This window comes from Caminibacter profundus, from assembly GCF_054657155.1.
In genome coordinates this window covers 634,476-660,824 of sequence record NZ_BAAHXC010000001.1, presented here as the reverse complement: position 1 = coordinate 660,824, position 26,349 = coordinate 634,476, and the positions used below count along the sequence as shown (strand labels likewise).

At 27.5% G+C, this 26,349-nt stretch carries 29 protein-coding genes; 20 read left to right on the top strand and 9 right to left on the bottom strand.

Features of this window, described 5'->3' with window-relative positions; translation table 11 throughout:
* Window positions 1-35: 35 nt before the first annotated feature.
* Genes ACYQ1U_RS03345 through ACYQ1U_RS03315 form a run of 7 tightly spaced genes read right to left on the bottom strand, consistent with a single transcriptional unit; the run spans window position 36 to window position 5,672 of the window.
* Window positions 36-767: a lysophospholipid acyltransferase family protein gene (locus tag ACYQ1U_RS03345; protein ID WP_459884303.1), complete on the bottom strand. Its 732-nt coding sequence runs from the start codon at window positions 765-767 to the stop codon at window positions 36-38.
* Window positions 751-1,710, bottom strand: a complete 960-nt coding sequence (locus tag ACYQ1U_RS03340) for a hypothetical protein (RefSeq protein ID WP_459884301.1) — start codon at window positions 1,708-1,710, stop codon at window positions 751-753. The genes ACYQ1U_RS03345 and ACYQ1U_RS03340 overlap by 17 nt, the downstream gene beginning before the upstream one ends.
* Complete coding sequence (locus tag ACYQ1U_RS03335) at window positions 1,707-2,807, bottom strand: peptidoglycan DD-metalloendopeptidase family protein (RefSeq protein ID WP_459884299.1); 1,101 nt, start codon at window positions 2,805-2,807, stop codon at window positions 1,707-1,709. Before ACYQ1U_RS03335 ends, ACYQ1U_RS03340 begins: the two co-directional genes overlap by 4 nt.
* Window positions 2,804-3,472, bottom strand: a complete 669-nt coding sequence (purQ, locus tag ACYQ1U_RS03330) for a phosphoribosylformylglycinamidine synthase subunit PurQ (RefSeq protein ID WP_459884297.1) — start codon at window positions 3,470-3,472, stop codon at window positions 2,804-2,806. The genes ACYQ1U_RS03335 and purQ overlap by 4 nt, the downstream gene beginning before the upstream one ends.
* Window positions 3,469-3,711, bottom strand: a complete 243-nt coding sequence (gene purS, locus ACYQ1U_RS03325; protein WP_459884295.1) for a phosphoribosylformylglycinamidine synthase subunit PurS — start codon at window positions 3,709-3,711, stop codon at window positions 3,469-3,471. Before purS ends, purQ begins: the two co-directional genes overlap by 4 nt.
* A complete protein-coding gene (purC, locus tag ACYQ1U_RS03320) occupies window positions 3,708-4,415 on the bottom strand; it encodes a phosphoribosylaminoimidazolesuccinocarboxamide synthase (protein WP_459884292.1) in 708 nt (235 codons plus the stop codon). Before purC ends, purS begins: the two co-directional genes overlap by 4 nt.
* A gap of 9 nt (window positions 4,416-4,424) precedes the next feature.
* Entirely contained in the window at window positions 4,425-5,672 is a 1,248-nt protein-coding gene (locus ACYQ1U_RS03315; protein ID WP_459884289.1) for a S41 family peptidase, read from the bottom strand.
* Window positions 5,673-5,957: 285 nt separating this feature from the next.
* Here ACYQ1U_RS03315 and ACYQ1U_RS03310 point away from each other — a divergent pair, with 285 nt between their 5' ends.
* From ACYQ1U_RS03310 to ACYQ1U_RS03275, 8 genes are all read left to right on the top strand, one after another.
* Window positions 5,958-8,549, top strand: a complete 2,592-nt coding sequence (locus tag ACYQ1U_RS03310) for an ATP-dependent Clp protease ATP-binding subunit (RefSeq protein ID WP_459884286.1) — start codon at window positions 5,958-5,960, stop codon at window positions 8,547-8,549.
* Between the two features lie 172 nt (window positions 8,550-8,721).
* Complete coding sequence (locus ACYQ1U_RS03305; protein ID WP_459884284.1) at window positions 8,722-9,096, top strand: hypothetical protein; 375 nt, start codon at window positions 8,722-8,724, stop codon at window positions 9,094-9,096.
* A gap of 10 nt (window positions 9,097-9,106) precedes the next feature.
* A complete protein-coding gene (locus tag ACYQ1U_RS03300; protein WP_459884281.1) occupies window positions 9,107-9,691 on the top strand; it encodes a PAS domain-containing protein in 585 nt (194 codons plus the stop codon).
* 3 nt (window positions 9,692-9,694) lie between these two features.
* Entirely contained in the window at window positions 9,695-11,155 is a 1,461-nt protein-coding gene (locus ACYQ1U_RS03295) for a methyl-accepting chemotaxis protein (RefSeq protein ID WP_459884279.1), read from the top strand.
* A gap of 9 nt (window positions 11,156-11,164) precedes the next feature.
* Window positions 11,165-12,466 (top strand): glutamate--tRNA ligase, encoded by a 1,302-nt coding sequence (gltX, locus tag ACYQ1U_RS03290; protein ID WP_459884276.1) that lies wholly within the window; start codon window positions 11,165-11,167, stop codon window positions 12,464-12,466.
* Window positions 12,467-12,525: 59 nt separating this feature from the next.
* Window positions 12,526-12,708 (top strand): hypothetical protein, encoded by a 183-nt coding sequence (locus ACYQ1U_RS03285; protein WP_459884274.1) that lies wholly within the window; start codon window positions 12,526-12,528, stop codon window positions 12,706-12,708.
* Between the two features lie 85 nt (window positions 12,709-12,793).
* A complete protein-coding gene (locus ACYQ1U_RS03280; protein ID WP_459884271.1) occupies window positions 12,794-13,072 on the top strand; it encodes a YggT family protein in 279 nt (92 codons plus the stop codon).
* Complete coding sequence (locus ACYQ1U_RS03275; RefSeq protein WP_459884269.1) at window positions 13,072-14,559, top strand: transglycosylase SLT domain-containing protein; 1,488 nt, start codon at window positions 13,072-13,074, stop codon at window positions 14,557-14,559. The genes ACYQ1U_RS03280 and ACYQ1U_RS03275 overlap by 1 nt, the downstream gene beginning before the upstream one ends.
* A 167-nt stretch (window positions 14,560-14,726) precedes the next feature.
* Here the strand turns inward: ACYQ1U_RS03275 and ACYQ1U_RS03270 are convergent, their stop codons facing one another.
* A complete protein-coding gene (locus ACYQ1U_RS03270) occupies window positions 14,727-15,194 on the bottom strand; it encodes a hypothetical protein (RefSeq protein WP_459884266.1) in 468 nt (155 codons plus the stop codon).
* Window positions 15,195-15,234: 40 nt separating this feature from the next.
* On the opposite strand from ACYQ1U_RS03270, the gene ACYQ1U_RS03265 reads away from it, so the two are divergent.
* The 12 genes from ACYQ1U_RS03265 to ACYQ1U_RS03210 all read left to right on the top strand — a co-directional run bounded on the left by ACYQ1U_RS03265 (window position 15,235) and on the right by ACYQ1U_RS03210 (window position 25,530).
* Window positions 15,235-15,762: a DUF3293 domain-containing protein gene (locus ACYQ1U_RS03265; RefSeq protein ID WP_459884263.1), complete on the top strand. Its 528-nt coding sequence runs from the start codon at window positions 15,235-15,237 to the stop codon at window positions 15,760-15,762.
* Window positions 15,763-15,911: 149 nt separating this feature from the next.
* The gene (locus ACYQ1U_RS03260) at window positions 15,912-16,130 is read left to right on the top strand and encodes a hypothetical protein (RefSeq protein ID WP_459884260.1); all 219 of its coding nucleotides are present in this window, start codon (window positions 15,912-15,914) and stop codon (window positions 16,128-16,130) included.
* 118 nt (window positions 16,131-16,248) lie between these two features.
* Window positions 16,249-16,806 carry a ComF family protein gene (locus ACYQ1U_RS03255; protein ID WP_459884258.1) on the top strand — a complete coding sequence of 186 codons (558 nt, stop codon included), beginning with the start codon at window positions 16,249-16,251 and terminating at the stop codon, window positions 16,804-16,806.
* Between the two features lie 31 nt (window positions 16,807-16,837).
* Complete coding sequence (gyrA, locus tag ACYQ1U_RS03250; RefSeq protein ID WP_459884256.1) at window positions 16,838-19,279, top strand: DNA gyrase subunit A; 2,442 nt, start codon at window positions 16,838-16,840, stop codon at window positions 19,277-19,279.
* Window positions 19,280-19,321: 42 nt separating this feature from the next.
* The gene (locus tag ACYQ1U_RS03245) at window positions 19,322-19,789 is read left to right on the top strand and encodes an LPP20 family lipoprotein (protein WP_459884254.1); all 468 of its coding nucleotides are present in this window, start codon (window positions 19,322-19,324) and stop codon (window positions 19,787-19,789) included.
* The gene (locus ACYQ1U_RS03240) at window positions 19,752-20,135 is read left to right on the top strand and encodes a hypothetical protein (RefSeq protein WP_459884251.1); all 384 of its coding nucleotides are present in this window, start codon (window positions 19,752-19,754) and stop codon (window positions 20,133-20,135) included. The genes ACYQ1U_RS03245 and ACYQ1U_RS03240 overlap by 38 nt, the downstream gene beginning before the upstream one ends.
* Window positions 20,132-21,247, top strand: coding sequence for a sigma-54-dependent transcriptional regulator (locus tag ACYQ1U_RS03235; RefSeq protein WP_459884249.1), 1,116 nt, complete (start codon window positions 20,132-20,134; stop codon window positions 21,245-21,247). The genes ACYQ1U_RS03240 and ACYQ1U_RS03235 overlap by 4 nt, the downstream gene beginning before the upstream one ends.
* Window positions 21,248-21,256: 9 nt before the next feature.
* The gene (locus tag ACYQ1U_RS03230) at window positions 21,257-22,306 is read left to right on the top strand and encodes an aspartate-semialdehyde dehydrogenase (protein ID WP_459884247.1); all 1,050 of its coding nucleotides are present in this window, start codon (window positions 21,257-21,259) and stop codon (window positions 22,304-22,306) included.
* Window positions 22,306-22,830 (top strand): YqhA family protein, encoded by a 525-nt coding sequence (locus ACYQ1U_RS03225; protein ID WP_459884245.1) that lies wholly within the window; start codon window positions 22,306-22,308, stop codon window positions 22,828-22,830. The genes ACYQ1U_RS03230 and ACYQ1U_RS03225 overlap by 1 nt, the downstream gene beginning before the upstream one ends.
* A gap of 50 nt (window positions 22,831-22,880) precedes the next feature.
* Window positions 22,881-23,780, top strand: coding sequence for a radical SAM protein (locus ACYQ1U_RS03220; protein ID WP_459884243.1), 900 nt, complete (start codon window positions 22,881-22,883; stop codon window positions 23,778-23,780).
* Between the two features lie 75 nt (window positions 23,781-23,855).
* Entirely contained in the window at window positions 23,856-24,374 is a 519-nt protein-coding gene (locus ACYQ1U_RS03215) for a hypothetical protein (protein WP_459884241.1), read from the top strand.
* Window positions 24,375-24,459: 85 nt separating this feature from the next.
* Window positions 24,460-25,530 carry a hypothetical protein gene (locus ACYQ1U_RS03210; protein WP_459884239.1) on the top strand — a complete coding sequence of 357 codons (1,071 nt, stop codon included), beginning with the start codon at window positions 24,460-24,462 and terminating at the stop codon, window positions 25,528-25,530.
* Here the strand turns inward: ACYQ1U_RS03210 and ACYQ1U_RS03205 are convergent.
* The gene (locus ACYQ1U_RS03205) at window positions 25,527-26,312 is read right to left on the bottom strand and encodes a hypothetical protein (protein WP_459884236.1); all 786 of its coding nucleotides are present in this window, start codon (window positions 26,310-26,312) and stop codon (window positions 25,527-25,529) included. The genes ACYQ1U_RS03210 and ACYQ1U_RS03205 overlap by 4 nt on opposite strands.
* Window positions 26,313-26,349 lie beyond the last annotated feature (37 nt).

The following is a 26,349-nucleotide window of genomic DNA, read 5'->3' as shown; positions in this document are numbered from 1 at the left end:
GTGTATTGGTAATTAGTATATTGGTTATTGGCATATTAGTTATTGGTAATTTCTTCATTTTCCATTTTCAATTTTTCATTTTTATTGTATTCTTTATCAAGGACTTCTTGCATTTTTTCTTTTGTTTTTTCATACCAATCAGGTTCATTTGGATAAAAACTCTCAAGAAAAATAACTTTTATTTTTTGTTTTTCAACCCTAAAAGGCTTTTTCTTAAAAGCAAATGGAAGATTAACTATAACAAAAGGTTGAACTTTTAAATTTAGTTTTTCTACTACAGCTTTTGGTCCATTTTTCCATTTTTGCATTTTTTTTGGATTTACTTTATTTCTAGTTCCTTCTGGAAAGATTGCTATTTTAAGGCCTCTGTTTACTCTATTTTTTACTTCTTTTAGCATAGTAAGGACTGATCGTTTGTTACTCCTATCTACTAAAATCATATCAGTTTTTGTTAGCATGTATTTGATTATTGGAGTTTCACCAAGTTCTTTTTTTGCTACCCAAATTAGTTTTTCTGGAATAACTGTTTCCATTAATGGAATATCAAGATTATGAGTATGGTTACCTATTAAAATATTTGCTTCTTTATCTAATTTACCTTCAATAATTATTTCTTTTGCTATAAGTTGTGTTAAAAATCTAGATAACCACTTTCTATATTTTAGCTCTCTTTTAGGGTCTATTCCACAAAGTATTGAAACTATTACAGTAACAAATACACCAAGAGCTAGTTTAATATAAGAAATAATACTATTCAATATCTTCATTTTTTACCCATCCTATTTTTTTATTTATTTCTACTTTTGTGTAATTATCTGTTTTATTTAAAATTTTAGCTTTTTGAGGTTCTTTTGTTATGTAAATTACAGTTGATTGTTTAGTTGGTAAAATTTGAACTTTTGTGTTTCTTTTTAAAATTACTTCACCTTTTGGTAAGATGACATAAATTAAATATCCACCTAAAATTAATGGGAAAAACAATATCCAAATTTTTTGATATATTATAAAAACAATTAAGAAAAATGCAATAATACCTAAAATTAATATATTTAAAGGCGTAAAAAATCTATTTTCTTCAGGATTTAGATCTGTCTGAGTACTTATTGTTTCTTGTTTTAGTATTATAGGTATTTCGATTTTATTAAACTTTTCTTGTTTTAAATTAAAATAATAAAATTCTATCTTTTTTTTATTTTTTGGAACTATCATATAATATGAGGCTTCATTATTTGAAATAAGAGTTAGGTTTTGTTCTTTTGCACTTAGATTAAAGTCTTTTATATTGCAATTATCACATTTTAGTGTAAAAGAGACAAGGATATTATTATTTTTATATTTTGATGAGATAGGATTTATTATTTCTAACTTATTTGCTAATATATTAGAATAATTTTTAGGAGGATTTATTTTTTTAATTTTTATAATGGAATTTAGATCAAATTCTTTATAAAATTTTTGACTTACTAAAATCAGTTTGTGTTCGATATTGTCTGCTTTAAACTTTATATTAATGTAGTAAATATATGGGTTTTTCTTAGATAAATTAACTTCAACATTTGAAGGAATTGCAATAATTTCTTTAGGTTTAGGTAAAACTATTTTTGCTTTTATGTTTATTATTTGATTTTCATAATAGTAAGGTTTTAAATTTTCATATTTTATTATTTCAGCAAATAAAAAAAAAGGAATCAGTAGTAAAATTACCCTCATTTTAATGCAATGTTATATTCTTTTTGAAGTGTGTTTATATATGATAAAAACTCTTTTCTTTTTTCACCCCAAAGTGTAATTTTTGCTGAGTTTTTTAGTTTTGCTGGGTTGACCCATCTTCCATAGCGCATTACACCAAAATGTAAATGTGGACCGGTTGAGAGACCAGTGTTACCTAAGTATGCAATTACTTGACCTTGTTTTATCCATTTTCCGACATATATACCTCTTGGCCATCCGTGTAAATGGGCATACATTGTAACATATCCATTTTTGTGTCTTATTTTTATGGTTTTTCCATAACCTTTTATCCATCCTTTAAAAATAACTTTTCCATCTGCTACTGAGTGAATAGGAGTTCCTATTTTATTTACATAATCAATTCCATCGTGCATTCTCCATTTATGTAAAATAGGATGAAATCTCATTCCAAATTTTGATGAAATTCTTTTATATTTAAGAGGTACTGGTAAAAACATTCCCTTAAGACTTCTAGCTTGTTCATCATAATATCTGCCATCATAAGGGTTTAAAAAGGCATTGTATGTGTAATATTTGTTTTGAATAGAAGCATATATAATTTTTACATCTTTTACTTTACCATATCTTAATTTTTCTTCATAAAGTATTTTTATTTTTGTATTTTTTGGTATTGCTCTAAAGTTTATTTTGTCTTCAAAAATATTTATTAATTTACTTGTTAAACTTCTTAGATGAGTAGTTTTATATAAATCATAGCTTAGGTAATTTTGAATATCTACTTCAACATATTTTCTCTGAGTATCATAAATAATTGGAACAATTTTTGTGATAAATTTTCCATTTTTTTCTATTATTTGAAGTTGATTTTTATTATCTATTGGAATTAAGGCTTGTTTTAATTTGTTGTTGTCTTTTAAAATAAATATAGTTTCACCAGTTGGAATTCTTCTTAACTTTCTTTTTATTTCTGCTGGTAAGTTATAATATATACTTAAAGGCAAAGAGTTTTGTTTTAAAAAGCCATAAAAAGTATCTTTATATGACCATTTGTGTATGTCTACTTTATAAGCAAAAAGAAGTAAAGAGGAAAAGAAGATTAATAAAAATTTTTTCATTTAAAGAAACCCTCAAGCATTTTTATTCCATCAGCTCCACCTAAAATACTCTCCATGGCTCTTTCTGGGTGAGGCATAAGTCCGAATACATTTTTTGTCTCATTACATATTCCAGCAATTGCGTCAATACTTCCATTTGGATTTAGTTCATTTCCATTTTCATCACAATATTTTAAAATTACTTGACCATTATCATACATTCTTTTTAGAGTGTCTTCATCTACTTTATAATTACCTTCCGCATGTGCTATTGGAATATTTACAATATCACCAACATTTAAATTTTGTAAAAATTTATTGTTATTATCTATAACTTTTAAGTGATGAAATTTAGAGATAAAATGTAAATTTTCATTTCTTGTCATACCACCAGGGAGCAAATGAGATTCAAGTAAAATCTGAAAACCGTTACAAATACCTAGAACATAACCACCTTTTTTTGCATATTCACTTACTGCTTGCATAATTGGAGAGAATCTTGCAATTGCTCCACTTCTTAAATAATCTCCATAACTAAAACCACCAGGTAAAACTACTAAGTCATAATTTTTTAAACTATCTTCACTGTGCCAAATGAAATCAGCTTTTGCTCCAAGCTTTTCAAAAGCCCACTTCGTATCTCTATCGCAGTTTGTCCCTGGGAATACAATTACTGCTACTTTCATTCCTTAACCTCAACTTCAAAATTTTCAATTACTGGATTTGCAAGAAGTTTTTCTGCCATTTCATTGGCTTTAGCAATTGCTTTTTGAGTATCTGTTGTGTCAATATCTATAATAATTTGTTTTCCTACTCTTACATCTTTTACGTCACTAAACCCAAGAGTTTCAAGTGCGTGCATTACAGCTTTTCCTTGAGGATCTAATACACCTTTTTTTAAATGAACGTTTATAGCTATTTTCATTTTACGTCCTTTAGTCTATTTAGTACTTCTGTATATGCTTCTTTAATATCACCAAGATTAAATCTAAATAAGTCTTTATCAAGTTTTTTACCTGTTTCTTTATCCCATAATCTACAACTATCAGGAGTTATTTCGTCAGCTAATATAATATTGCCTTCACTATCTTTTCCAAATTCTATTTTGAAGTCTACTAAAATTAAGCCTACTTTGTCAAAAAACTCTTTTAAAAATTCATTTACTTTTATTCCATATTCTCTTAGAATATTTAGTTCTTTTCTGTTATCTACTAAATTTAAAATCATCGCATGGTCATCGTTTATTAATGGGTCATTTAAATCATCATTTTTATAATAAAATTCTACAATAGTAAATGGAAGTTTTTCACCCTCTTTTAAACCTAATCTTTTAGCTAAACTTCCAGCAGCAATATTTCTAACTACTACTTCAATAGGTATAATTTTCACTTTTTTAACTAATTGTTTAGTCTCATCTATTTGTTTAATTAAATGAGTAGGAATGCCTCCTCTTTCTAGAGCTTCAAAGATTAAAGTAGTAATAGCGCAGTTTAATGCACCTTTACCTTCTTCTTCACTTGCTTTTTCACCATTAAATGCAGTAAGAGAGTTTTTAAATTCACAAATTACTTCATTTGGATTTTCAGTCTCATAAATTCTTTTTGCTTTTCCTTCATATAATAGTTTCATATTACTCCTTTATTTATTTTTTTCTAAGATTAGTGCTTTTAAAATATTTGCAGCTGTTAAAAGCTGTAAATCACCATCAATTTTTTGTACATTTTTATTTTCTTTTTTAGTTTTACCTTCTATTTTTTGTAATTCTGCTTTTAAATGCGCTTTTAAATTAGCTTCTTTTATTTCAGCAGTTTCATTAATTTCTTTAATCTCTGCTGGATGGACAATAATATCTGGTGTTACTCCTTTTGCTTGAATTGTTCTTCCGCTTGGCAAGTAATATCTTGCAATTGTAAGTCTTAATGCTTCATTTTTATTAAGAGGTAAAATAGCTTGAACACTACCTTTTCCAAATGTAGTTTCACCTACAATAACAGCACGTCTATGGTCTTGCATACCACCTGCTACAATTTCGCTAGCACTAGCACTTCCATTGTTTACTAAGATTACTATAGGAATTTCTTTATATGTTCCTGCACTATGAGCATAAAAAATTTCACTTTCACTTTTTACTCTACCTTTTTGAGATACAAGCACACCTTTATCTATGAACAAGTCAAGAGTACCAACTGCTTGGTTTAAAAGCCCTCCTGGATTATTTCTAAGGTCAATTATGATTCCTTTTTTACCTTCTTTTTTTACTTTTTTTAATATTTTTTTTAGGGTTGGTACTACGTTTTTATCAAAATTGCTAATTCTTATATATTTAATATCGGAATAATTTTGTAAATCTTTTGCTTTTACAGATTTTACCTTAATTATTGCTCTTGTTATTGTGACTTTAAAAGGCTTTTTACCTTTTCTAACAATTGTTAGTGTGATTTTAGTTTCAGGTTTGCCTCTCATTAAATTTACTGCTTCATCAAGTGTCATATCAATTGTAGCTTTATCATTTATTTTTAAAATTATATCACCTGCTTTGAGTCCTGCTTTGAAAGCTGGTGTATCATCAATTGGAGAGATAATAGTTAAAACACCATTTCTCATACCTACAACAATTCCAAGTCCTCCAAACTCACCATTTGTTTGTATTTTAAGTTCTTTAAAAGCTTTTTTATCAAGGTAACTTGAGTGTGGGTCAAGTGCTGGTACTCCGCCTTTTAGAAGTTTATTTATAATTTCAGAAGTTGTTAAAGGGTCTACGTAGTATGCTTCAATCATATTTACAACTTTTACAAACTTTTCATACGAAGCAAGTCTTGATTCAGAAGAGTATTTTGCATAAGTTAGAGAAAATATCAATAAAATAGCTAAAAAAATTTTTTTCATAATTCTCCTTGAGGGTTTTTGAAATTCTATTTTAATTTACTTAAAAAATCAAGGAAGGAATGGAGAATGGAAAATGGACAATTGAAAATGAAAAATTGAAAAAAATTGCTAAGTTCCAGGTTCCAAGTTCCAAGTGGAGAATCGAGAATGAATACAATGGGAAATTACAAATATACTAATATACCAATATACAAATATACAAATTAACTAATTAACTAAATTAACTTGACATAAATCGACTAAAGTGTTATAATACGCTCAACTAAAACTTTTAAGGAGGAGAATATGGAAAAATTATTCGAGAAATTAACTAACCAAATGATGGAAGCAATTGAAAGTGGTTTAAGTTTAGCTTTACACAATAAAAATCCAGAAGTTCATCCATTACATGTTATATGGGGACTTTTAACAAATACTAATACTGTACTAAATCAAGCTCTAAATAAAATGGGAATTGATAAAATTGCTATTGAGCTTGAAGTTAAATCTGCAGTTGATAGACTTCCAAAAGTAGATAATATTACAAAAGAGAGTATTAGAGTTGGAAGAGAACTTATTCACTCATTACAACAAGCAGAAGCTCTTGCTACAAAACTTGGAGATAAGTATATAGCTGTAGATACTTGGCTTATAGCAAACATTGATAGATTTAAAAATGTACTAGGAAAATATGTAGATTTAATGGAACTTAAAAAAACTCTTGAGTTAGTTAGAGGAGATAAAAAAATAGAAAGTAAAAGTTCAGATGAAAATCTTGATGCACTTAATAAATATGGTATTGATTTAACAGCAAAAGCTAGAAACTCAGAGCTTGATCCTGTAATTGGTAGAGATGAAGAAATTAATAGAATGATTCAAATACTTATTAGAAAAACAAAAAATAATCCTATTTTATTAGGTGAACCAGGAGTTGGTAAAACAGCACTAGTTGAGGGATTGGCTCAAAGAATTGTAAAAAAAGAGGTGCCAACTAGCCTTCAAAATAAAAGAATTATAGCTTTAGATATGACAGCACTTATTGCTGGTGCTAAATATAGAGGTGAATTTGAAGATAGATTAAAAGCTGTTGTTGATGAAGTAAAAGCAAATCCTGATGTAATTTTATTTATTGATGAGATTCATACAATCGTAGGAGCAGGTGCAAGTGAGGGTAGTATGGATGCTGCAAATATACTCAAACCTGCTCTTGCTAGAGGTGAGCTTAGAACAATTGGTGCAACAACTTTAAAAGAATATAGAAAATATTTTGAAAAAGATGCAGCACTTCAAAGAAGGTTTCAGCCTGTAATGGTTAATGAACCAAGTGTAAATGAAGCTATTAGAATATTAAGAGGACTTAAAGATAGATTAGAAGCACATCATCAAGTAAAAATTCTTGATGAAGCACTTGTAGCTGCTGCAAAACTTACTGATAGATACATTACTGATAGATTTTTACCTGATAAAGCAATTGATGCAATTGATGAAGCAGCGGCTGAAATTAGAATGCAGATTGAAAGTGAGCCATTTGAACTTGCAAAAATTAAAAGAGAAATAGAGCAATTAATGGTAGAAAAACAAGCGCTTGAAATGGAAGGTAAAAATAAAAAAAGACTAGAAGAAATTGAAAAAGAGCTTGCAAATCTTGAAGAAGAGAAAAGAAAACTTGAGGCTAAATATGAAGAAGAAAAAAGGATTTTAAAAGAGATAGCTTCAATTAAAGAACAAATTGAAAGATTAAAAAATGAAGCTGAAATTGCAAAAAGAGAAGGAAATTTCCATAAAGCAGCTGAAATAGAATATGGAAAAATAGTTGAACTTAATAAAAAATTATCAGAACTTGAAAAAAAATGGGAAGAGAAGCTAAAAGAAGGGACATTGCTTAAAAGTGCAGTTGATGAAGAGTCAGTTGCTAATGTAGTAAGTAAATGGACAGGAATTCCTGTAAGCAAAATGTTAAAAAGTGAACTTGAAAAAATTCTTCATATTGAAGATGAACTCAAAAAATGGGTTGTTGGACAAGATGAGGCGGTTAGGGCAGTTGCAAGAGCAATCAAAAGAAATAAAGCTGGTCTATCTGATCCAAATAGACCAATTGGAAGTTTTATGTTCTTAGGTCCGACAGGAGTTGGTAAAACTGAAACAGCAAAAACTCTTGCAAGATTTTTATTCGATGATGAAAAAGCATTAATTAGATTTGATATGAGTGAATATATGGATAAAATCTCAGTATCTAAACTAATTGGAGCTGCACCTGGATATGTTGGATATGAAGAAGGTGGACAGTTAACTGAGGCTGTTAGAAGAAAACCATATAGTGTAATTTTATTTGATGAGATTGAAAAGGCTCATCCTGATGTATTTAATATTCTTTTACAAGTACTTGATGATGGAAGACTTACAGACAATAAAGGTGTGACTGTTGATTTTAAAAATACAATTATTATTTTAACAAGTAACATTGCTAGTGATATTATTATGGAGATAAAAGACCCAAATGCTAGAAAAGAAGCTGTATGGGCAGAACTTAAAAGAAGAATGAAACCAGAATTTTTAAACAGACTTGATGAAGTAGTTGTATTTAATCCATTAGGAAAAGAGCAAGTTAAACAAATTGTTGAAATATTACTTAGAAAAATTAAACAAAGACTTTATGAGAGAGAAATTGAACTTACACTTAGCGAAAAAGCAAAAGATTTTATTGCTGAGGTTGGATTTGACCCAGTATTTGGTGCAAGACCACTAAAAAGAGCATTAGCTGATGTAGTGGAAGATAAATTAGCTGAACTTATACTTGAGGGTAAAGTTAAAGATGGAGATAAAATAGAGTTTGATGTAGATGGTGATTTTATTATTGTAAGAGTAAATGGAGTAGAAGTAGCAAGAGCCCCTAAATAGTCTCTTGCTTTTATATTTTACCAAATAAAAAGTAACAGACACTTTTTGTTTATAATGAATTATTTACTTTTTTTATTAAAATTTTGTTAAAATTTTATTAAAATTTTACAAAAATTTGTCGATATTAATAGTGAATAAATATTCGCTATAATTTTCCAAAAAAGGAAGGAAAATGTATTATCTTTGGTATGGATTTCATTTATTAGTAGTATTTAGTTGGGCTATTTTTTTACTTCAATTTATAAAATCTCTTCAAAACAATTTATCAGATAAATATATATTTGGTATTTTATCAGTATTTATGATGTTAATTGTTTTGGGTATAGGAACAAAGCTAATACTTTTAAATCCAGTAGTTGCAAAGTCAGGCGGTTGGTTTCATATTAAGCTTACATTTGATGTTTTATTAATAATTGAGAACATATTTTTAGTCTATGTTTTACTAAAAAAGATTAATTTTTCATCAAAAATTTATGAAATAATGTATTGGTTAAGTTTTATGATTTTTATAATAATGATTGCACTTACAATGTTTAGACCGATTTAAAAGGAATAATATGATAGATGAAAAGAGAATACAAGAGAAATTAAAATCTAAAAAGAGGCTTTCAAAATTAGATGCGCCAAAAGAGATAAAAAATATTGAAAAAGTGATGAATGATAATGATTTTATAGTTTCAAAAACTGATCCAAAAGGTTATATTACATATTGTAACAGGATATTTGTGGAAATGGCTGGATGGAGTAGATTTGAGCTAATTGGAGCTAATCATAACATCATTCGTCATCCGCATATGCCTCGTATTGCTTTTAAAATTGCTTGGGATTTGATTCAAAACAAACAAGAATTTTTTGGGTTTGTAAAGAATTTAAGAAAAGATGGAGGATATTATTGGGTTTTTGCTTATATTACTGCTGATGTCGATCTTCAAGGCAATATTGTTGGATACACTTCTTTTAGAAAAAAACCAAGTAGACGTGGAATTGAATTTATGAGTGAGATATATAAAAAGCTTTTAGAAGCTGAAAAACAAGGGGGTATTAGTGCAAGTTATGAATTGTTAAAAGAGTTATTAGATACTAATGACGAAAATGTCATAAAAAAATATAATAAATTAGTATTTGATTTGCAACAAGGATAAAAAATGAGAAAAATTATAGAAGTTATAATTTCATCAATATCGGGAATTGGAGTTATTTATTCTACTTTTAAAGAGGAGTATATTTTAGCAGTATTGTTTTTGATAATTGTAATATTACCTTGGATTAAAAGAGAAAAGACAGTAGAAAAAAAAGATACTCTTGATAAAATCAAGGAAGTAGTAGAAAAAGTATATAATGGAGAAATTCATCATAGAATTATACTTGATGATGATAAAACGAAAGAAGAGCAAATTGGGTGGAATATAAATGAATCTCTTGATCAGATTGAGGATTTATTAAGAGAAACTAAGAATTCTATTAAAGCCATAATTAATGGAGAAGATTATAGATATATATTACCAAGTGGGCTTCATGGAGAATTTAGAAATGTAGCGCTTGAATTTGAAAAAGCGATTGAATCACTTAAAATTTCAAAAAAAGTAGAACTTCTTGCAAACCTTAGTAAAATGCTTACCACAATTGATGGTGGTGTGCCTGAAAACTTTAGAAGAGTAGGAGAGTCAATTTATAAAATTGATGAAGCATTTAAAGATATTGCTATTAAAGTTAAAGAGTCATCAAATAAAGCAAATGAAACTTATGCAATTATGCAAGAGACAAAAAGTGGTTTTGATGAGCTTTCTCAAAAAGTAACAGAAACTTCAGCTGAAATTGAAAATATGGCAAATCATATTAGTTCAATTTCTGATATAGTAGAACTTATTAAAGATATTGCAGACCAAACAAATCTTCTAGCTCTTAATGCAGCAATAGAAGCGGCAAGAGCAGGTGAACATGGTAGAGGGTTTGCAGTTGTTGCTGATAATGTAAGGGAACTAGCTGAAAAAACTCAAAAAGCTACTAATGAAATAGCAATTACTATTCAAACTCTTCAGCAGCAATTTATGACAGTGAGTGATAATACAGAAAAAGTGGTAGAAATTAGTAGCAAATCTTATAATTCACTTGAAAGTTTTGAAAGTCTTTTAAATATATTACAAAAAGACTTAAAAGAAGTAAGTTCAATCTCAGATACTAATAAATTAAAATTAATCTTTATTACATTTAAAATTGCGCATATTATCTTCAAATCAAATCTTTATTCATCTGTTACAAAAGAACATATTGAAAATAAAATGTTTGAGATTAACTCATCTACTTGTATGCTTGGAAAGTGGATGGAAATACCTGAAATAAAAGAAATATTAGTTAGATTACAACATTATCAAAAAATGAAAGAGTATCATGATTTTATACATTCTATAGGTTTAGAAGTATTAGAAAGATTAAAAGAAGAAGGAGTAAATAAAAATAATTATGAATGGTATTATGAAAAGTTAAAAGATATTGAAAAATATGCTACACTTCTATTCCAAGAATTTGATAAATTTGTTGAACTAATATCGAAAGATGAGAAAATGTTTGAGATAGTATTAGAAAATAGCAAAAAAATATATTCATGAAAGGGTTAAATGCTTAGATTTGCACCAAGTCCAACAGGAGATATGCATATAGGAAATCTTAGAGTTGCTATTTTTAATTATATTGTAGCTAGGCAAACAGGTAAGAAGTTAATAGTTAGAATTGAAGATACAGACAAAGAAAGAAATATTGAGGGTAAAGATAGAGAAATTTTAACAATTTTAGATCTATTTGGGATAAAATATGATCAAGTAGTTTATCAATCATCAAATTTTCATATTCATCAGCAGTTGGCAAAGCAGCTTTTAGATTCAAAAAAAGCTTTTGTTTGTTTTTGTGATGAGGAAGAGTTAAAACTACAAAAAGAAAAAGCAAAAATAGAAAAAAGACCTTACAGATATAGTGGTAAATGTGAAAATTTAAGTAAAAGTGAAGTTGAAAAGCTAATTGTAGAAAAAAAGCCATTTGTTATTAGAATAAAAAAACCTGAAAATAATATAAAGTTTATAGATGAAATAAAAGGTGAATTTGATATATCTCCATTTGAAGTGGATAGTTTTGTAATTTTAAGAGGAGATTTAACTCCTACGTATAATTTTGCATGTGCAATTGATGATATGCTTTATGATATAACTCTAGTAATTAGAGGAGAGGATCATTTAAGCAATACTCCAAAACAGATACATATAAGAAATTCTTTAGGATATAATAAAGAGATAAAATATGCTCACTTACCAATTATTCTAAATGTTGAGGGTAAAAAACTTTCAAAAAGAGAAAATCATGCATCAGTAAAATGGCTTTTAGAAGAAGGATTTTTACCAGAAGCTATTGCAAATTATTTAATTTTACTTGGGAATAGTTTTGAGAAAGAAGTATTTACTTTGGAAGAAGCAATTAAATTTTTTGATCTAAGTAAAATTTCAAAAGCACCTGCAAAATTTGATATAGAAAAACTTAAATTTTTAAATAAAGAACATATGAAGAAAATAGAAAATTTATCAGAATATTTAGGATATAATTCTCGTTATGAAGAGCTTTTAAAGATTTTTAGAGATGAAAGTTCTACTCTTAAAGAGATAAAAGAAAAATTTGAAAAAGTTTTTGAGAAATCTGTTGATGAAGAGTTTAAAGATGAACGAGAAATTCTAAAAAAAGAAATTTTAGAAAATGAGTTAGAAGAAAACTATGATGATTTTAAAAAGAGAGTTATGAAAAATACATCTCTTAAAGGTAAAAAACTTTTTATGCCTTTAAGAGAACTTTTAATAAATGAAAAACATGGTGCTGAAATTAAAGATTTATATAATGCAATGTTGCCATATTTAAAAGAAGTAATTAAAAGTAGATGAGAGAGTATTATAAAGAGAAATTAGCTAACGTAAGGGAAATTTTTAGATGAGTTGTTTTATTGACACTTGCTTTAATTTCAGCTATTGCAAGTATGGTTTTTTATATTTTAATAAAAGGTTTTAGTACAAAAATTTTTGTTTTAATGAATTTTTTATTTATTAACTTTATTATTTCAGTGTTTATTTTGGTAAAATTATATAGAGTAATGAGTGATTTAACAGAACAGATAAAGGAAAATTAATGGAGGCATTGACTTGGATATTTTTTATTATCTTTGATCTAACAGTATTATTTTTGGTTATTAAACTTTACACATTGGCAAAGCAATGAACGCAGTATTAATTAGTATTTTGCAATTTATAAATTTAGTAATTGGACTTTATATTTGGGTGGTAATAATAGCGGCACTTATTACTTGGGTTCAGCCAAACCCTTATAACCCTATTGTAAGATTTTTATATGCTGTAACTGAACCAATTTATTCATTTATTAGAAGATATATTCCTACAAACTTTAGTGGATTTGATATATCGCCAATTATATTAATTTTAGCTCTTCAATTCTTACAAATTTTAATTAGTAATATAATTGCATCTCTTTATTAATGAAATCAATTTTTCTTCTTTTCCCTTTTTTAGTATTTGCAATAGAATTAAAAGAGTTATTAGTAAAGCCTAAAAGTTATGTAAGGGATTTTTATTTAACAGAATTTATGAGAGATACTAATAATTTGTCTTTAGCTTATAAAGCATATAATGCTCTTTATAAAAAAAAGATGCTTCATTTAAAAATTCTATCTAAATTTAATGAATTTAAAGATATTTACAAATGTATAGATCCTACTGTTAAAGATATAAAAAATGTTGATATTGCGTGTATTCTGGATAATGGGCTTTGGCTTAGAAGTATTGCTAAATTAGATAAAAATGATTTAAAATATTTGTATAAAAACCTTCCTGAAGGTAAAGAAAAAAACGCAGTATATGCATTTTTATATAACGACTTTTCTAAAATTTTTAAAGATAGAGACACAGGGTATTATTTTATTATAAATTATCCTCAAAAAGAAATAGACCAGGTTGTAGATAATTTTGATCTTTTTGAAGATAAATATTTTTATCTTTTTGTAAAAAGTATAGTTTTAAATGATTTGCCGCTTTTAAGACTTTCCCTTACAAAATTAGATTTTAGAAAGTTTGATGATAATGTAAAATGGTGGCTTTTTTTAAATGAATTAAAATTTGATAACAAAAATAAAGCGATAAAAGTTTTAAAATCAATGAAAAACAAAAAGTCAAAAGAGTATTTTTGGCTTTGGAAACTTACAGGTAAAGATAAATATCTTGATAAACTATTAAGCAATCCAAGAATTAATTTTTATACTCTATATGCTCATGAAGAAAAAAATGTTTATTTTGATATTAGAAATAAAATTATTTACAATACTATTAATAAACCAAAATATGACCAAACTAATCCTTGGGATGTTTTAAAATTTTGGGATGAGTTTAAAAAGAGACAAGATTTGTATAATTTTGCAAAAGAACTTGATTCAAACAATTCAATAGCGCTCAAAGCTATAGTATTAGATAAAGCAAATAAGTATAAAGTTAATTACTTTATTACTCCTAAAATGTATGAAGATAGCAATACAAGTTTTAAAGCTTTTGTATATGCAATTGCAAGGCAAGAATCTTGCTTTATTCCAGCTAGCGTATCTAGAAGTTATGCTTTAGGTGTTATGCAGATGATGCCATTTTTAGTAAGAGAAATGAGAGGTAATGTTTTTAGTCAATTTGATTATAGAGAAAATGTAAAGCTTTCAGTTAAACATCAAAAATGGCTTTTTTCAAAATTAAAAGATCCTTTGATGGTAGCATACGCATATAATGGAGGAATAGGTTTTGTAAATAGAAAAGTATTGCCAAATTTCAAATATAAAGGTAAGTATGAACCATTTTTAAGTATTGAACTTATTCCATATGATGAGAGCAGAGAATATGGGAAAAAAGTAATTGCAAATTATGTGATATATTCTCATATTTTTGGAGATAAAAATTTAACATTACATAAAGTTTTAAAACAAAAATAATTTAGTAAAGGTTAGTAAAGGTTGTAGATGTTGTAGGAGTTAGTAGAGGCTGGTAGAAGCTCTAAAACCTCTAATATCTCTAAAACTTTTATTACCCCTAATACCTCTATAACCTCTAATACCTTTTACTAACTGATAATCGGGTAAGTTTTTTCGCTTTTCACTCTTCACTTGGAACTCGGAACTTGGCTACTTTTTACTTTTATAACGCATTCTCCCCAATGTTTGCTTTTATATTCTATAACAAAAGGTGATTTAGTGTTTGTTGTTATTAAATAATAATTCATCCAGCTATTGTAAAATGGAAAATTTTTGTATAAAATGTAATTAGGGATTGAAGAAACTTTTATTGGTTTGTTGTTTATAGTTAGATTAAACTCTATGTTGTTTATAGTATTGTTGAAATCATTATAAATGCCTATTAAGAAAGTAGGCTTTTCAAATTTATTAGGATAAAGCGGGTTTAAATATACAATATCAATTAAAGCTTTTGTTTCAAATGAACTTATGATTTGACACCTTTGAGTGTATTTTAGAGTTTTTTCGTATATAGGGTCCTGTTTGATAGCATTTTTGAGACTGCATCCTGTAAAAATTAATGATATAAAAAATAAAAACCCAAAAAGTTTTTGCATTTTAGACCTTTTTTAAGAATTATATCAAAAAAGGAAAGTTATGAAGTTTGAAGTTATTGGAATAGGAGATTATTTAGGCAAATGCATTTATGATGAAGCAGAAGATGCTTTAATGGTAGATGATGAGATAGTGGTAGATTTTAAAAAAAAATATAATGATTATTTAAGATATACAAAATTTCTTATAAATAATCCATGGGGAAGAGAATGGGTGAGCTTTCAGTTTATTCCAAGTAAAAAGTCTATACTTCAAAGACCTTTTACTATTATTACTGCTCATAATCCAAAAAATTTAATTTTAAATGAATTTTTAAATTTTATTAGAAATACTGAGCTTGAAGGAGTGATAAAGTCTCTTAAATTTGAATATATGACAAGCATAGGAGAGTTATATGAACATAAAGAAGAGTCTTTTATAATATATGATATATCAAAACAAGAAGCACTTAGAATTGGAAATATGTTTGACCAAGATACTATTTTTTATAACTCGGGAAGTGAGATAACAATTACAAAATGTGAAAGCAAAGAGGATGTTTTGTATTATAATTATGAGAAGCACTTTTAGTTATTGGTGTATTGGTTAATTGGTTTTATATTAAATGTGAAAGAGATGAAGGGAATTGAGAGATAAAAAATTTAGGTAAATTATTCTAAAGTTGCTATAACCAATATACTAATAACAAATATACTAATACACTGATTATGGAGGATAGAATGAAAAATGATGAGTTAAAAAACAGAAAACTTACAAAAGGAGAATTAGCAGGAGTTAGTGCAGCGGTACTTATGTTTTTTGGAGTTGGTATGATTATGGGAGGAAGTGCTAGTGGAGTAGATGGAGTGTTTTATGGTGGGATTATTATTTTTAGTATAGGTAGTATAGTAGCTTTATATCTTTTATTTAGACATAAGCCTAAGGATGAAGGGTATTAATACCAATTGAGAATGGAAAATGGAGAATGGAGAATTAAAAAAAGTGAAAAGTAAAAAATGAAAAGCTTACTGGGCCTCTGTAAACTGGTCTGAGTGAAAAATTAAGGTGTAAAATTAGATGATATTTGAATGTGTTGTGTGTGGTAAAAGCAGTTTTAGCATTATTTGTAAAGAGTGTGAAAGAAAAATGTTAATTCCAAAGTTAGTAAAAAGAGATAATGTTTTTAGCTTTTTTGATTATGATGTTTTAGAATTTTTTAACAAATATAAATATCACAAAAGAGGTGATTTGGTATATAAAATATTAGCTAGGCCTTTTAGGGAATTTGCATTAAACTTTGAGTATAAAGCTTACGTGATTCCAATAGATGATAATCCAAAAAAAGGGTTTTCTCATACAGCAATTTTGGCAAAAGCCTTGCATTCAAAATATCTAAATCCTATTTTTGGCTCTCTTATAGCGACTTCTGATGTGAAGTATGCAGGAAAATCACTTGAGTTTAGATTAAAAAATCCTAGGAATTTTATATATTTAGGTAAAAAAAATATAGATGTAATTTTAGTAGATGATATTAAAACTACTGGAATTACAATAAAAGAAGCTATTAAGACTTTAGAAAAATATAATGTAAATGTATTATTTAGTGTAGTCTTAAGTGATAAGAGTTGCCGATAATTTGGTATAATCTGAATAAAAAAGGATATGAATGCAAGTTATTAAGGTTAATATTGAAGATACACTTGCTAAAAGTTATCTTGAATATTCTATGAGCGTAATTGTAGGACGTGCACTTCCTGATGTTAGAGATGGACTAAAACCTGTCCATAGAAGAATACTTTATGCAATGCAAAAAATGGGTATTACTTCATCGTCTACTTATAAAAAGTCTGCTAGAATTGTAGGGGATGTAATAGGTAAATATCATCCTCACGGAGACTCTGCTGTATATGAAGCACTTGTTAGAATGGCTCAAGATTTTTCTATGAGAATACCACTTGTTGATGGACAAGGTAACTTTGGTAGTATTGATGGTGATAATGCTGCTGCTATGAGGTATACTGAAGCAAGACTTACAAAAATTGCTGAAGAGCTTCTAAAAGATATAGATAAAGATACTGTAGATTTTATACCTAACTATGATGGAAGCGAAAAAGAACCAGTAGTACTTCCTGCAAGATTTCCAAACTTGCTTGTGAATGGAAGTAGCGGTATTGCTGTTGGTATGGCTACTAATATCCCACCTCACAATTTAACTGAGCTTATTGATGCTCTAATTTATATGATTGACAATAAAGAATGTAAACTTGAAGATATTTTAAACTTTGTAAAAGGTCCTGATTTTCCAACTGGTGGAATAATTTACGGAAGAAGTGGAATTATAGAAGCTTACAAAACAGGAAGAGGGTCAATCAAAATAAGAGCAAAACATCATATAGAGCATAGAGGAAATAGAGAAACAATTGTGATAGATGAACTTCCTTTTCAGGTAAATAAAGCAAAACTTATTGAAAAAATAAGTGATTTAGTTAAAGATAAAGTAATTGAAGGTATTAGTGAAGTAAGAGATGAAAGTGATAGAGAAGGTATTAGAGTTGTTATTGAGTTAAAAAAAGATGCAATGAGTGAGATAATTCTAAATAATCTTTATAAACATACTCAAATGCAAGTAAGCTTTGGTATTAATATGCTTGCAATTCTTGATAAAGAACCAAAACTATTTAATTTAATAGAAATTCTTCAAACTTTCATAAAATTTAGAAAAACAGTAGTAATAAGAAGAACAATTTATGAACTAGAAGAAGCAAAAAGAAGAGCTCATATTTTAGAGGGCTTAAGAATTGCACTTGCAAATATTGATGAAGTAGTTGAACTTATTAAAAAAAGTGAAACTACAAAAGATGCAAAAGAAAAATTAATAAAAAGATTTGACCTGAGTGAAATTCAATCTCAAGCAATTTTAGATATGAAACTTAGTAGACTTACTTCACTTGAAATAGAAAAACTTGAAAAAGAGTATAAAGAATTAATGGAAAAAATTGCATATCTTAATTCTATTTTGAAAGAAGAAAGTGTTTTAAATAGTGTAATTAAAGAAGAGTTACTTGAAATTAAGGAAAAATATAATACCCCTAGACTTACTGAGATAGTTGATGATTATGATGATATTGATATTGAAGATTTAATTCCAAATGAAGAGATGGTAGTTACAATTACTCATAGAGGTTATGTAAAAAGAGTACCACTAAAAACATATGAAAGACAAAATAGAGGTGGAAAAGGAAAAAAAGCATTAACCACATATGAAGATGATTTTATTGAAGATTTTTATATTGCAAAAGCACACGACACACTTATGATTATTACAAATAAAGGTCAACTTCATTGGTTAAAGGTATATAAAATTCCAGAAGGGACAAGGACTAGTAAAGGTAAAGCAATTGTAAATTTAATTAATCTAGAAAAAGATGAAAGAATTCAAACTATTATAAAAACTAGTGATTTTGATGAAAATAAATCTCTAGCGTTTTTTACAAAACAAGGAATTGTAAAAAGAACAAATTTAAGTGAATTTAAGAATATTTCAAGTAGAGGAGTTAGAGCAATTGTAATTGATGAAGGAGATGAACTTGTAACTGCTAAAATAGTAAAACCTGAAGACAAGTATCTTTTCATAGTGACTAAAAAAGGGATGGCAATAAGATTTCCTGTAGATACAGTAAGAGAAATGGGTAGAAATGCAAGAGGTGTAAAAGGAATTACATTTAAAATAGAAGGCGATGAGGTAGTTGGTGCTCTTGCGATTAAAGATGAGAATCAAGAAATTTTAAGTGTTAGTGAGAAAGGTTTTGGAAAGAGAACGGAAGCTAGTCTTTATAGACTTACAAACAGAGGTGGTAAGGGTGTAATTGCTATGAAACTGACTTCTAAAACAGGAGATTTGGTAGGAGTAGTAGCTACTGAAAAAGATCATGATTTAATGCTTTTAACAAGCAAAGGGAAAATGGTGAGAGTGAGCATTGATTCAATTAGTAAAACTGGTAAAAATACTCAAGGTGTTAGAGTTGTAAAACTTGATAATGATGATAAAGTTGTAAGTGTAGCTAAAACTCCTGCTGAGAAAGAGAAAGTTTTAGTTGATGAGGCTTAAAACTTTTTTCTTTTTTCCGATTTAAAAGAAAAAGGAGTTTTTATGATTAAACAAATATTACCATTGATGGTAGTTTTAAGTTTTGGATGTGCTTCAAATGTTACTAATGTTACTAAAAATTCTACTGTATCTAATGATGTATTATGTCAAAATAATCCAATGACTAAAAAGGTATCTTGTGATAAAGTTACTGTATTTACTATTGAAAGCAGTGGGCAAGGAGTAGTGCCTTCAAATGTAACTTCAGTAGCTCAAGCAAAAGCAATGGCTAGACGTGCGGCAATTCTTGATGCTTATAAAGCACTTGCAGAAAAAATTTATGGAATAAAAATTAATGGAAAAGATAGTGTAAGAAATTTAATGCTTCAAAACTCTACTCTTAGAGCATATGTTAATGGTATTATAAGAGGTGCTAATATTGATGAAGAATCTTTTAAAGATGGAATTTATACAGTTACTATGAGTGTAAAGATTGATTCAGATTATTGGAATAGGCTTATTAATAATTAATTTAATAGCAAAGGAGTATTTTATCTCCTTTGAGATTATTTCTAAAAATAATAAAATTATATATTCAAAGATAAATTGCTCTAAAAATTTATTGCATAAAAATTTTTCTAAAAAAAAGTATCTTTTTTCAATAAAATGCCAAACAAAAGACTTTTTAAAGTGTTGTCAATTAAAAAAAGACAAAATAATTAATAAATTAATTTTAACAGATATTAGTATTTCAGGATATGATGAAAAGAGTTACTCTACATTTATTTCTATCTCAAAACTTATATATCTTCCTCACTTATTTGATATTATTATAAAAGATGATAAAGCATATTTTTATATAAAGGAAAAGGATTGAAAATCGCAATTGTTGAAGATGATATAAATATGAGAAAATCTCTATCACTTGCTTTGAAAGCTCACGGATTTGAGGTAGTTGAATTTAGACATGCTCTTGATGCACTAAAAAAGTTAGATGAAAGTATTGATATAATTGTTACAGATATTACAATGCCAAAAATGGATGGAATAGAATTTGTAAAAGAATTAAATGGTAGATATGAAGTAATAATGATTACAGGAAATGCAACGCTTAATAAAGCAATAGAATGCATAAGACTTGGAGTTAAAGATTTTTTAACAAAGCCATTTGAAGTTGAGGATTTAATTGAGGCGATTCAAAGAAATGTAAAAATAAAAGAAAAAACAAAAGGTAAAAAAGCTTCTATTAAATCAAAGTTTATTGCACATGATGAAAATACCCTAAAAGCTCTTGAAATAGCAAAAAAAGTAGCTCCTACTAATGCTAATGTAATGCTTCTTGGAGAGAGTGGGGTAGGAAAAGAAGAATTTGCAAAATTTATTCATGAAAATAGTGAGAGAAGCGGGAAATTTATTGCTGTAAATATGAGTGCAATTCCAGAGAATTTAATTGAAAGTGAACTTTTTGGATACGAAAAAGGAGCATTTACTGATGCTGTTAAAGATAAAAAAGGTCTTTTTGAACTTGCAGAAGGTGGGACTTTATTTTTAGATGAAATAGCTGAGATGCCTTATCATTTACAAGCAAAGCTATTAAGAGTACTGCAAGAGAGAGAGTTTTATAGGCTTGGTAGTACAAAAGCAAAAAAACTTGATGTAAGAATAATAAGTGCTACTAATCAAAATATTGAAGATATGATAAAAAATAACAAATTTAGAGAAGATTTATATTACCGTCTTAACACAATTCCTATTAAAATTCCTCCGCTAAGAAACAGAAAAAATGATATACTTCCAATTGCTGAAAATATTTTAAAAAATGTGGTGAAAGAATATAGTTTCGTTGAAAAAAAATTTAATGATAGTGCAAAAGAGAAACTATTAAATTATGAATGGCCAGGAAATATAAGGGAATTAATAAATGTAGTCCAAAGGGCTGCGATTTTAAGTGATGGTAATATAATTACTGATAAGGATATCTTTTTTTAAGGAGTAAATATGTACAATGTGGCAATTGTAGGTGCAACAGGAGCTGTTGGAGAAGAGTTTTTAAGAGTTTTAGAAGAATATGATTTTCCTATAAAAAAACTAGTGCCTCTTGCAAGTGCTAGAAGTGTAGGTGTTCTGGTTGAGTTTAAAGGAGAGAAATTAAAAGTTAAAGAATTAACTTGTCAAGTTTTCGAAGAAGAGGATATTGATATTGCATTTTTTTCTGCTGGTGGAAGTATTAGTGCAAAGTTTGCTCCATGTGCAGTGGAAGCTGGGGCAGTTGTAATTGATAATACAAGCTATTTTAGAATGGACCCAGACATTCCTTTAGTAGTACCAGAAGTAAACCCTGAAGATATTGCTTTATGGAATAAAAAAGGAATTATCGCAAATCCGAATTGTTCTACTATTCAAATGGTAATTAGCTTAGCTCCGCTTCATAAAGAATTTAACATAAAAAGAGTAGATGTAGCAACTTATCAAGCGGTAAGTGGTGCTGGTAAGAAAGGTATGGAAGAGTTGTTTGAGCAAATGAGAGCAATATTTAACTTTACACTTGACAAAAAAGTAGAAGAGAGAGAAGTATTCCCTTGGCAAATAGCATTAAATGTAATTCCTCATATTGATAAATTTATGGATAATGGTTTTACAAGAGAAGAGATGAAAATGGTAAATGAGACTAATAAAATTATGCATTCAAATATACAAGTAGCTCCAACTTGTGTAAGAGTACCAGTTCTTAGAAGTCATAGTGAGGTTATTACAATTTATTGTGAAAAAGAAGTTGATGTTGAAAAAGCTAAAGAAGTACTAGCTAATTTTGAAGATATAAAAGTTATTGATAATCCGGATAATAACGAATATCCAATGCCAATAATTGCAACTGATACAGACTATGTATATGTTGGTAGAATAAGACGTGACTTATATGATCCAAAAGTTCTTCATTTCTTTAATGTTGCAGATCAATTAAGAGTTGGTGCTGCTACTAATGCAGTTAGAATTGGTTTAAAATGGATAGAGATGGAAGGTGAAAAATTTTTAAAAGGAAAGAAATAATGGAAAGAAGAGGACTTTTTGAAGCTATATTTGAAAGTACACTATGGAGAAGTAGACTAATCGTAATTTTAGCTGTTGTTTTTGGAATGATAGGAGCATTTATTTTATTTGCTGTTGCAAGTTATGATATTGTTCAAATTGCAGTTAAAACATATAAATTCTTTTTTGCAGATTTTCATCCTGAAAATTTTCATGAATTATTAATTGGAAAAATAATCGGTGCAATTGATTTGTATTTAATAGCAGTTGTTTTACTTATTTTTGCTTTTGGTATATATGAACTATTTATATCTCAAATAGATGATGCAGAAGAGAGTGATGTTGGAGATAAAATACTTGCTATTCATAGTTTAGATGAACTAAAAGATAAACTTGGAAAAGTTGTAGTAATGGTTTTAATTGTTGGATTTTTTAAAAGAGTGATGCATATGAGTTTTGATACGCCACTTGAGATGCTCTATCTTGCTGGAAGTATTTTAGCATTGGCACTAGCATTATATTATATGCATAAAGGCGAACATTAAATCTTAAAAATAATAAATTTAAAGAATTTAAAGAAGCGAAGGAATATAGAGTGAAATATATTTTTGGGCCGGTGGCTTCTCGCCGCTTTGGCATGAGCTTAGGGATAGATTTATCTCCTGATAAAAAAAGATGTAATTTTGACTGTGTTTATTGTGAACTAGAACCTGCAAAACCTATTTTAAATTATGATAATCCCCCAAAAGTTGATGATGTTATCAAAGAGGTAAAACAAGCTGTGAGTTTGCACCATTTTGATGTATTAACTATTACAAGTAATGGTGAACCTACTTTATATCCTTATTTGGATGAACTTATAGATGAATTAAAACTTTTAAATAAGAAACTTTTAATTCTTAGTAACTCTTCTACAATAGATAATCCAAAAATTCAAAATTCACTAAAAAAACTTGATATTGTCAAGCTCTCTTTGGATGCTGTAACACCTTCAATTTTTAAAAAGTTAGATCGCTCTGAAGGAATAGATATTGAAAATATTATTAATGGGATAAAAGATTTTAGAAAAAAATATATTGGTGAGCTTATTATTGAAATTCTTGTAGTAAAAGGTATAAATGATAAAGATGAAGAATTTAAAAAAATAAATAAGGTTTTAAAAGAGATAAATCCTAATAGAGTTGATATTTCTACTATTGATAGACCTCCAGCATATAAGGTTGAAGGCGTTAGTATAGAAAAATTATTTAGATTGTCTGAGTTTTTAGAAAATCAAAGTATTTATATTCCAACCCGAGATAAAATAAATTTTAGAATAGAAAATTTAACAAGAGAAGAGTTATTAAATACATTAAAAAAGCGCCCATTTACTGATAGTGATATAAAAAATATTTTTGATGAGCATACGAAGATTGTTTTTAATGATTTAATAAAAGAAAACTTAATTGAAGAGATTTGGGTAGGAGGAGTTAAGTTTTATAAGTGTAAAATTTAAAATGAAATTTAAACTTAAAAAATCTAATTCAAAATCTATAATCTAATTTCTAAAATATAATAACGGAGAATAGAAATGGACAATATAAAATTAAAGTCTAGAAAAAGTATTTTTTTAGATTTAGTGAGAATATTAATTGCTGTTGATATAGGTATAGTTGTATTTTGTTATTTGGAAGATAATTTAATTTGGCTTTTAAATACTCAAATTGCTTTTTTTGCTACTTCTTTAATTGTTATAGGAAGTTTTATTGGATACTCAAATGTAGTTAGGCGTTCAATTGAAAATGGAAATGTTGGCGAAGATGTTTTAAAAAAATATGAAGACCCTTATAATATGGATGATGAAGAAGATGATATAAATGTTAAAGAGTTAGAAAAGTTAAAAAAACAAAAAATTAAATGGTATGAGGCATTACTTTTCTCATTTAAAGGAGGATTTAATTTAATAAGAATTTTAGGATATGCTGCACTTATTATAGGATTTTTTTGGCTTAAAAATAATAACATTTTTGATTTTTTAAGTTTTTTATTCGGAGTAAGTATTGTACCTACGGTAAGTTTAATTTATACTTTTATAGAATCAAAGAAGTAAAAAGCTTAATATATTTGATTGACATCCCCTCAATTTTTGTTATATAATATTTATTATTAATATTTAGTTTATTAAAGGAGGGGAGATGGGGAGAATATATGGTCGCGTAGAAAATTTAGAAGATATTAGAAGAATAAATTGTATTATTAGAGATGAAATGCTTAATGTAAAAACTGCTGCTGAACTTACTGACCTAAAAAAAAGAAGTGATTATTTATGTACTTTAACATACTCTCCATTTTGGCAAAAAAAATTTGGAGATAAAATAGAAGAGCTTAGACAAGTAGCTATTGAAGAAAATAGAATTACAGTAAAAACTGCTAATTATATTTCAAAATATAAAGGATTTGATAGGGTTTATGAGCCTTGGAAAAAAGAAATTGATATAGAAAAAGAGCTCAAAGAAATTCCTAATCAAGTTATTGAAGAGCTTACAAACTCTTTATTTTCTTTACAAAAAAATGTTCAAGTTTTAGAAGAGTTTAGAAAAAATTTTTGTGAAATAAGAAAAGCAATGGTTTTATGTGAAGATTTAGAGTGTCTTGATAAATTAAAAAAAACAGTAGATATTCTGTCAGTACTACCATATCTTGAGAGTTTTCAATTACATTTTGATGAGGGATTACTTGGAGCTATTGATAAACTTATCAATGAAGAGAAAGAACGCTCTGTATCTATTGCAAATATTGTAAGTGATGTAAATAGATGGGATAGGATGTTTCAAAGTATAAGTGAAGATGATTTTGAAGCTACTGCTGAAGATTATGTAAATAGAATTATTGAAGAAGAAAAAAAATCAAACACTTATATTCCAACAGAGGTTAAATATAAAGGTGGAGCAAAAGTATTGTGGCTTGTATATTATCATTCTGATAAAAAAAGGGACTATGTAAAAAGAGTGTATTTTCCAGCAGAAGCATTTGATATAAAAGTTGAAGGACCTGGAGAGTTTAAAAATAGGTTTGGAAATAAAGTATATGGAGTTAGAATTACGTATAAAATGATAATAAAACCAACTACATTTTATGTAAGAGGAAAAGAAATACATCTTCCAAAAAGAGTTGTTACAAAAACAAAAGTAGTGCCACTTCCTAAGGTTTCTAAAAATATTAGAATAGTAGAAGAAAGACCAAAGAATGCAATGGATGTTGCTTAATCTTTGGTAGTTTTATGTGCGAAATATGCGCTAAAGAATGTAAAGTAAGTTAAGATTGTAGTGGTAGCAACAAGTATAGGAATTATTATTAAAGAAATATTAGGATTATTAATGATTGTTGGATATATTAATATAATATATGCAATAGATGTAAGCGAGTATATTATTAAAATTGCTGCTGACCATATTAAATAAATAATGAAATATTTAATGCTAAAAGTTTTAATCCAGTATTTAAAATCAATAAGTGAAGTTATTATACTTATAAATGCTCCTTTGAAATTTTCTTTTTCTAATGCTTCTCCTAATTTTCCAAGAAATATGAAAGAAAAAAATATTAGATAAATTGAATAGAATCCTAGCACTACTTGTGTAATAAAAGGAGATGAAGATATAGCGGTTACGAAATTATGAGGGTTTGCAAGTATAAACAATGAATCAGTATATTGTAAAATTAAAATAAAAAACATAAGCCAAAAAGCACCTATTATAAAAAATCCAATCAAAATACCAGCAGCTGATGGAATAAAATGAAACATAAATGTAGCAAAACCATTTTTTTCTAAATTTGAAAAATATTCTTTTTCATCAAGTGATCGTTTTAAAATATAGATTAAAAATACACCTATGCTTAAATAAAGTAATTTTTCTAAAATTATTGCAGTTATTCCAATAAAAGGGAAAGGTTCTAATAGAGTAAATATTGAGAATACCAAAACTACAAACAGAAATTTTTTCCACTCAGCAATGCAAGTAAATGTATACTTAAAAACTTCTTTCATTTATTTCCTTTAAAATTTGTTAAAATTATAACAGAAA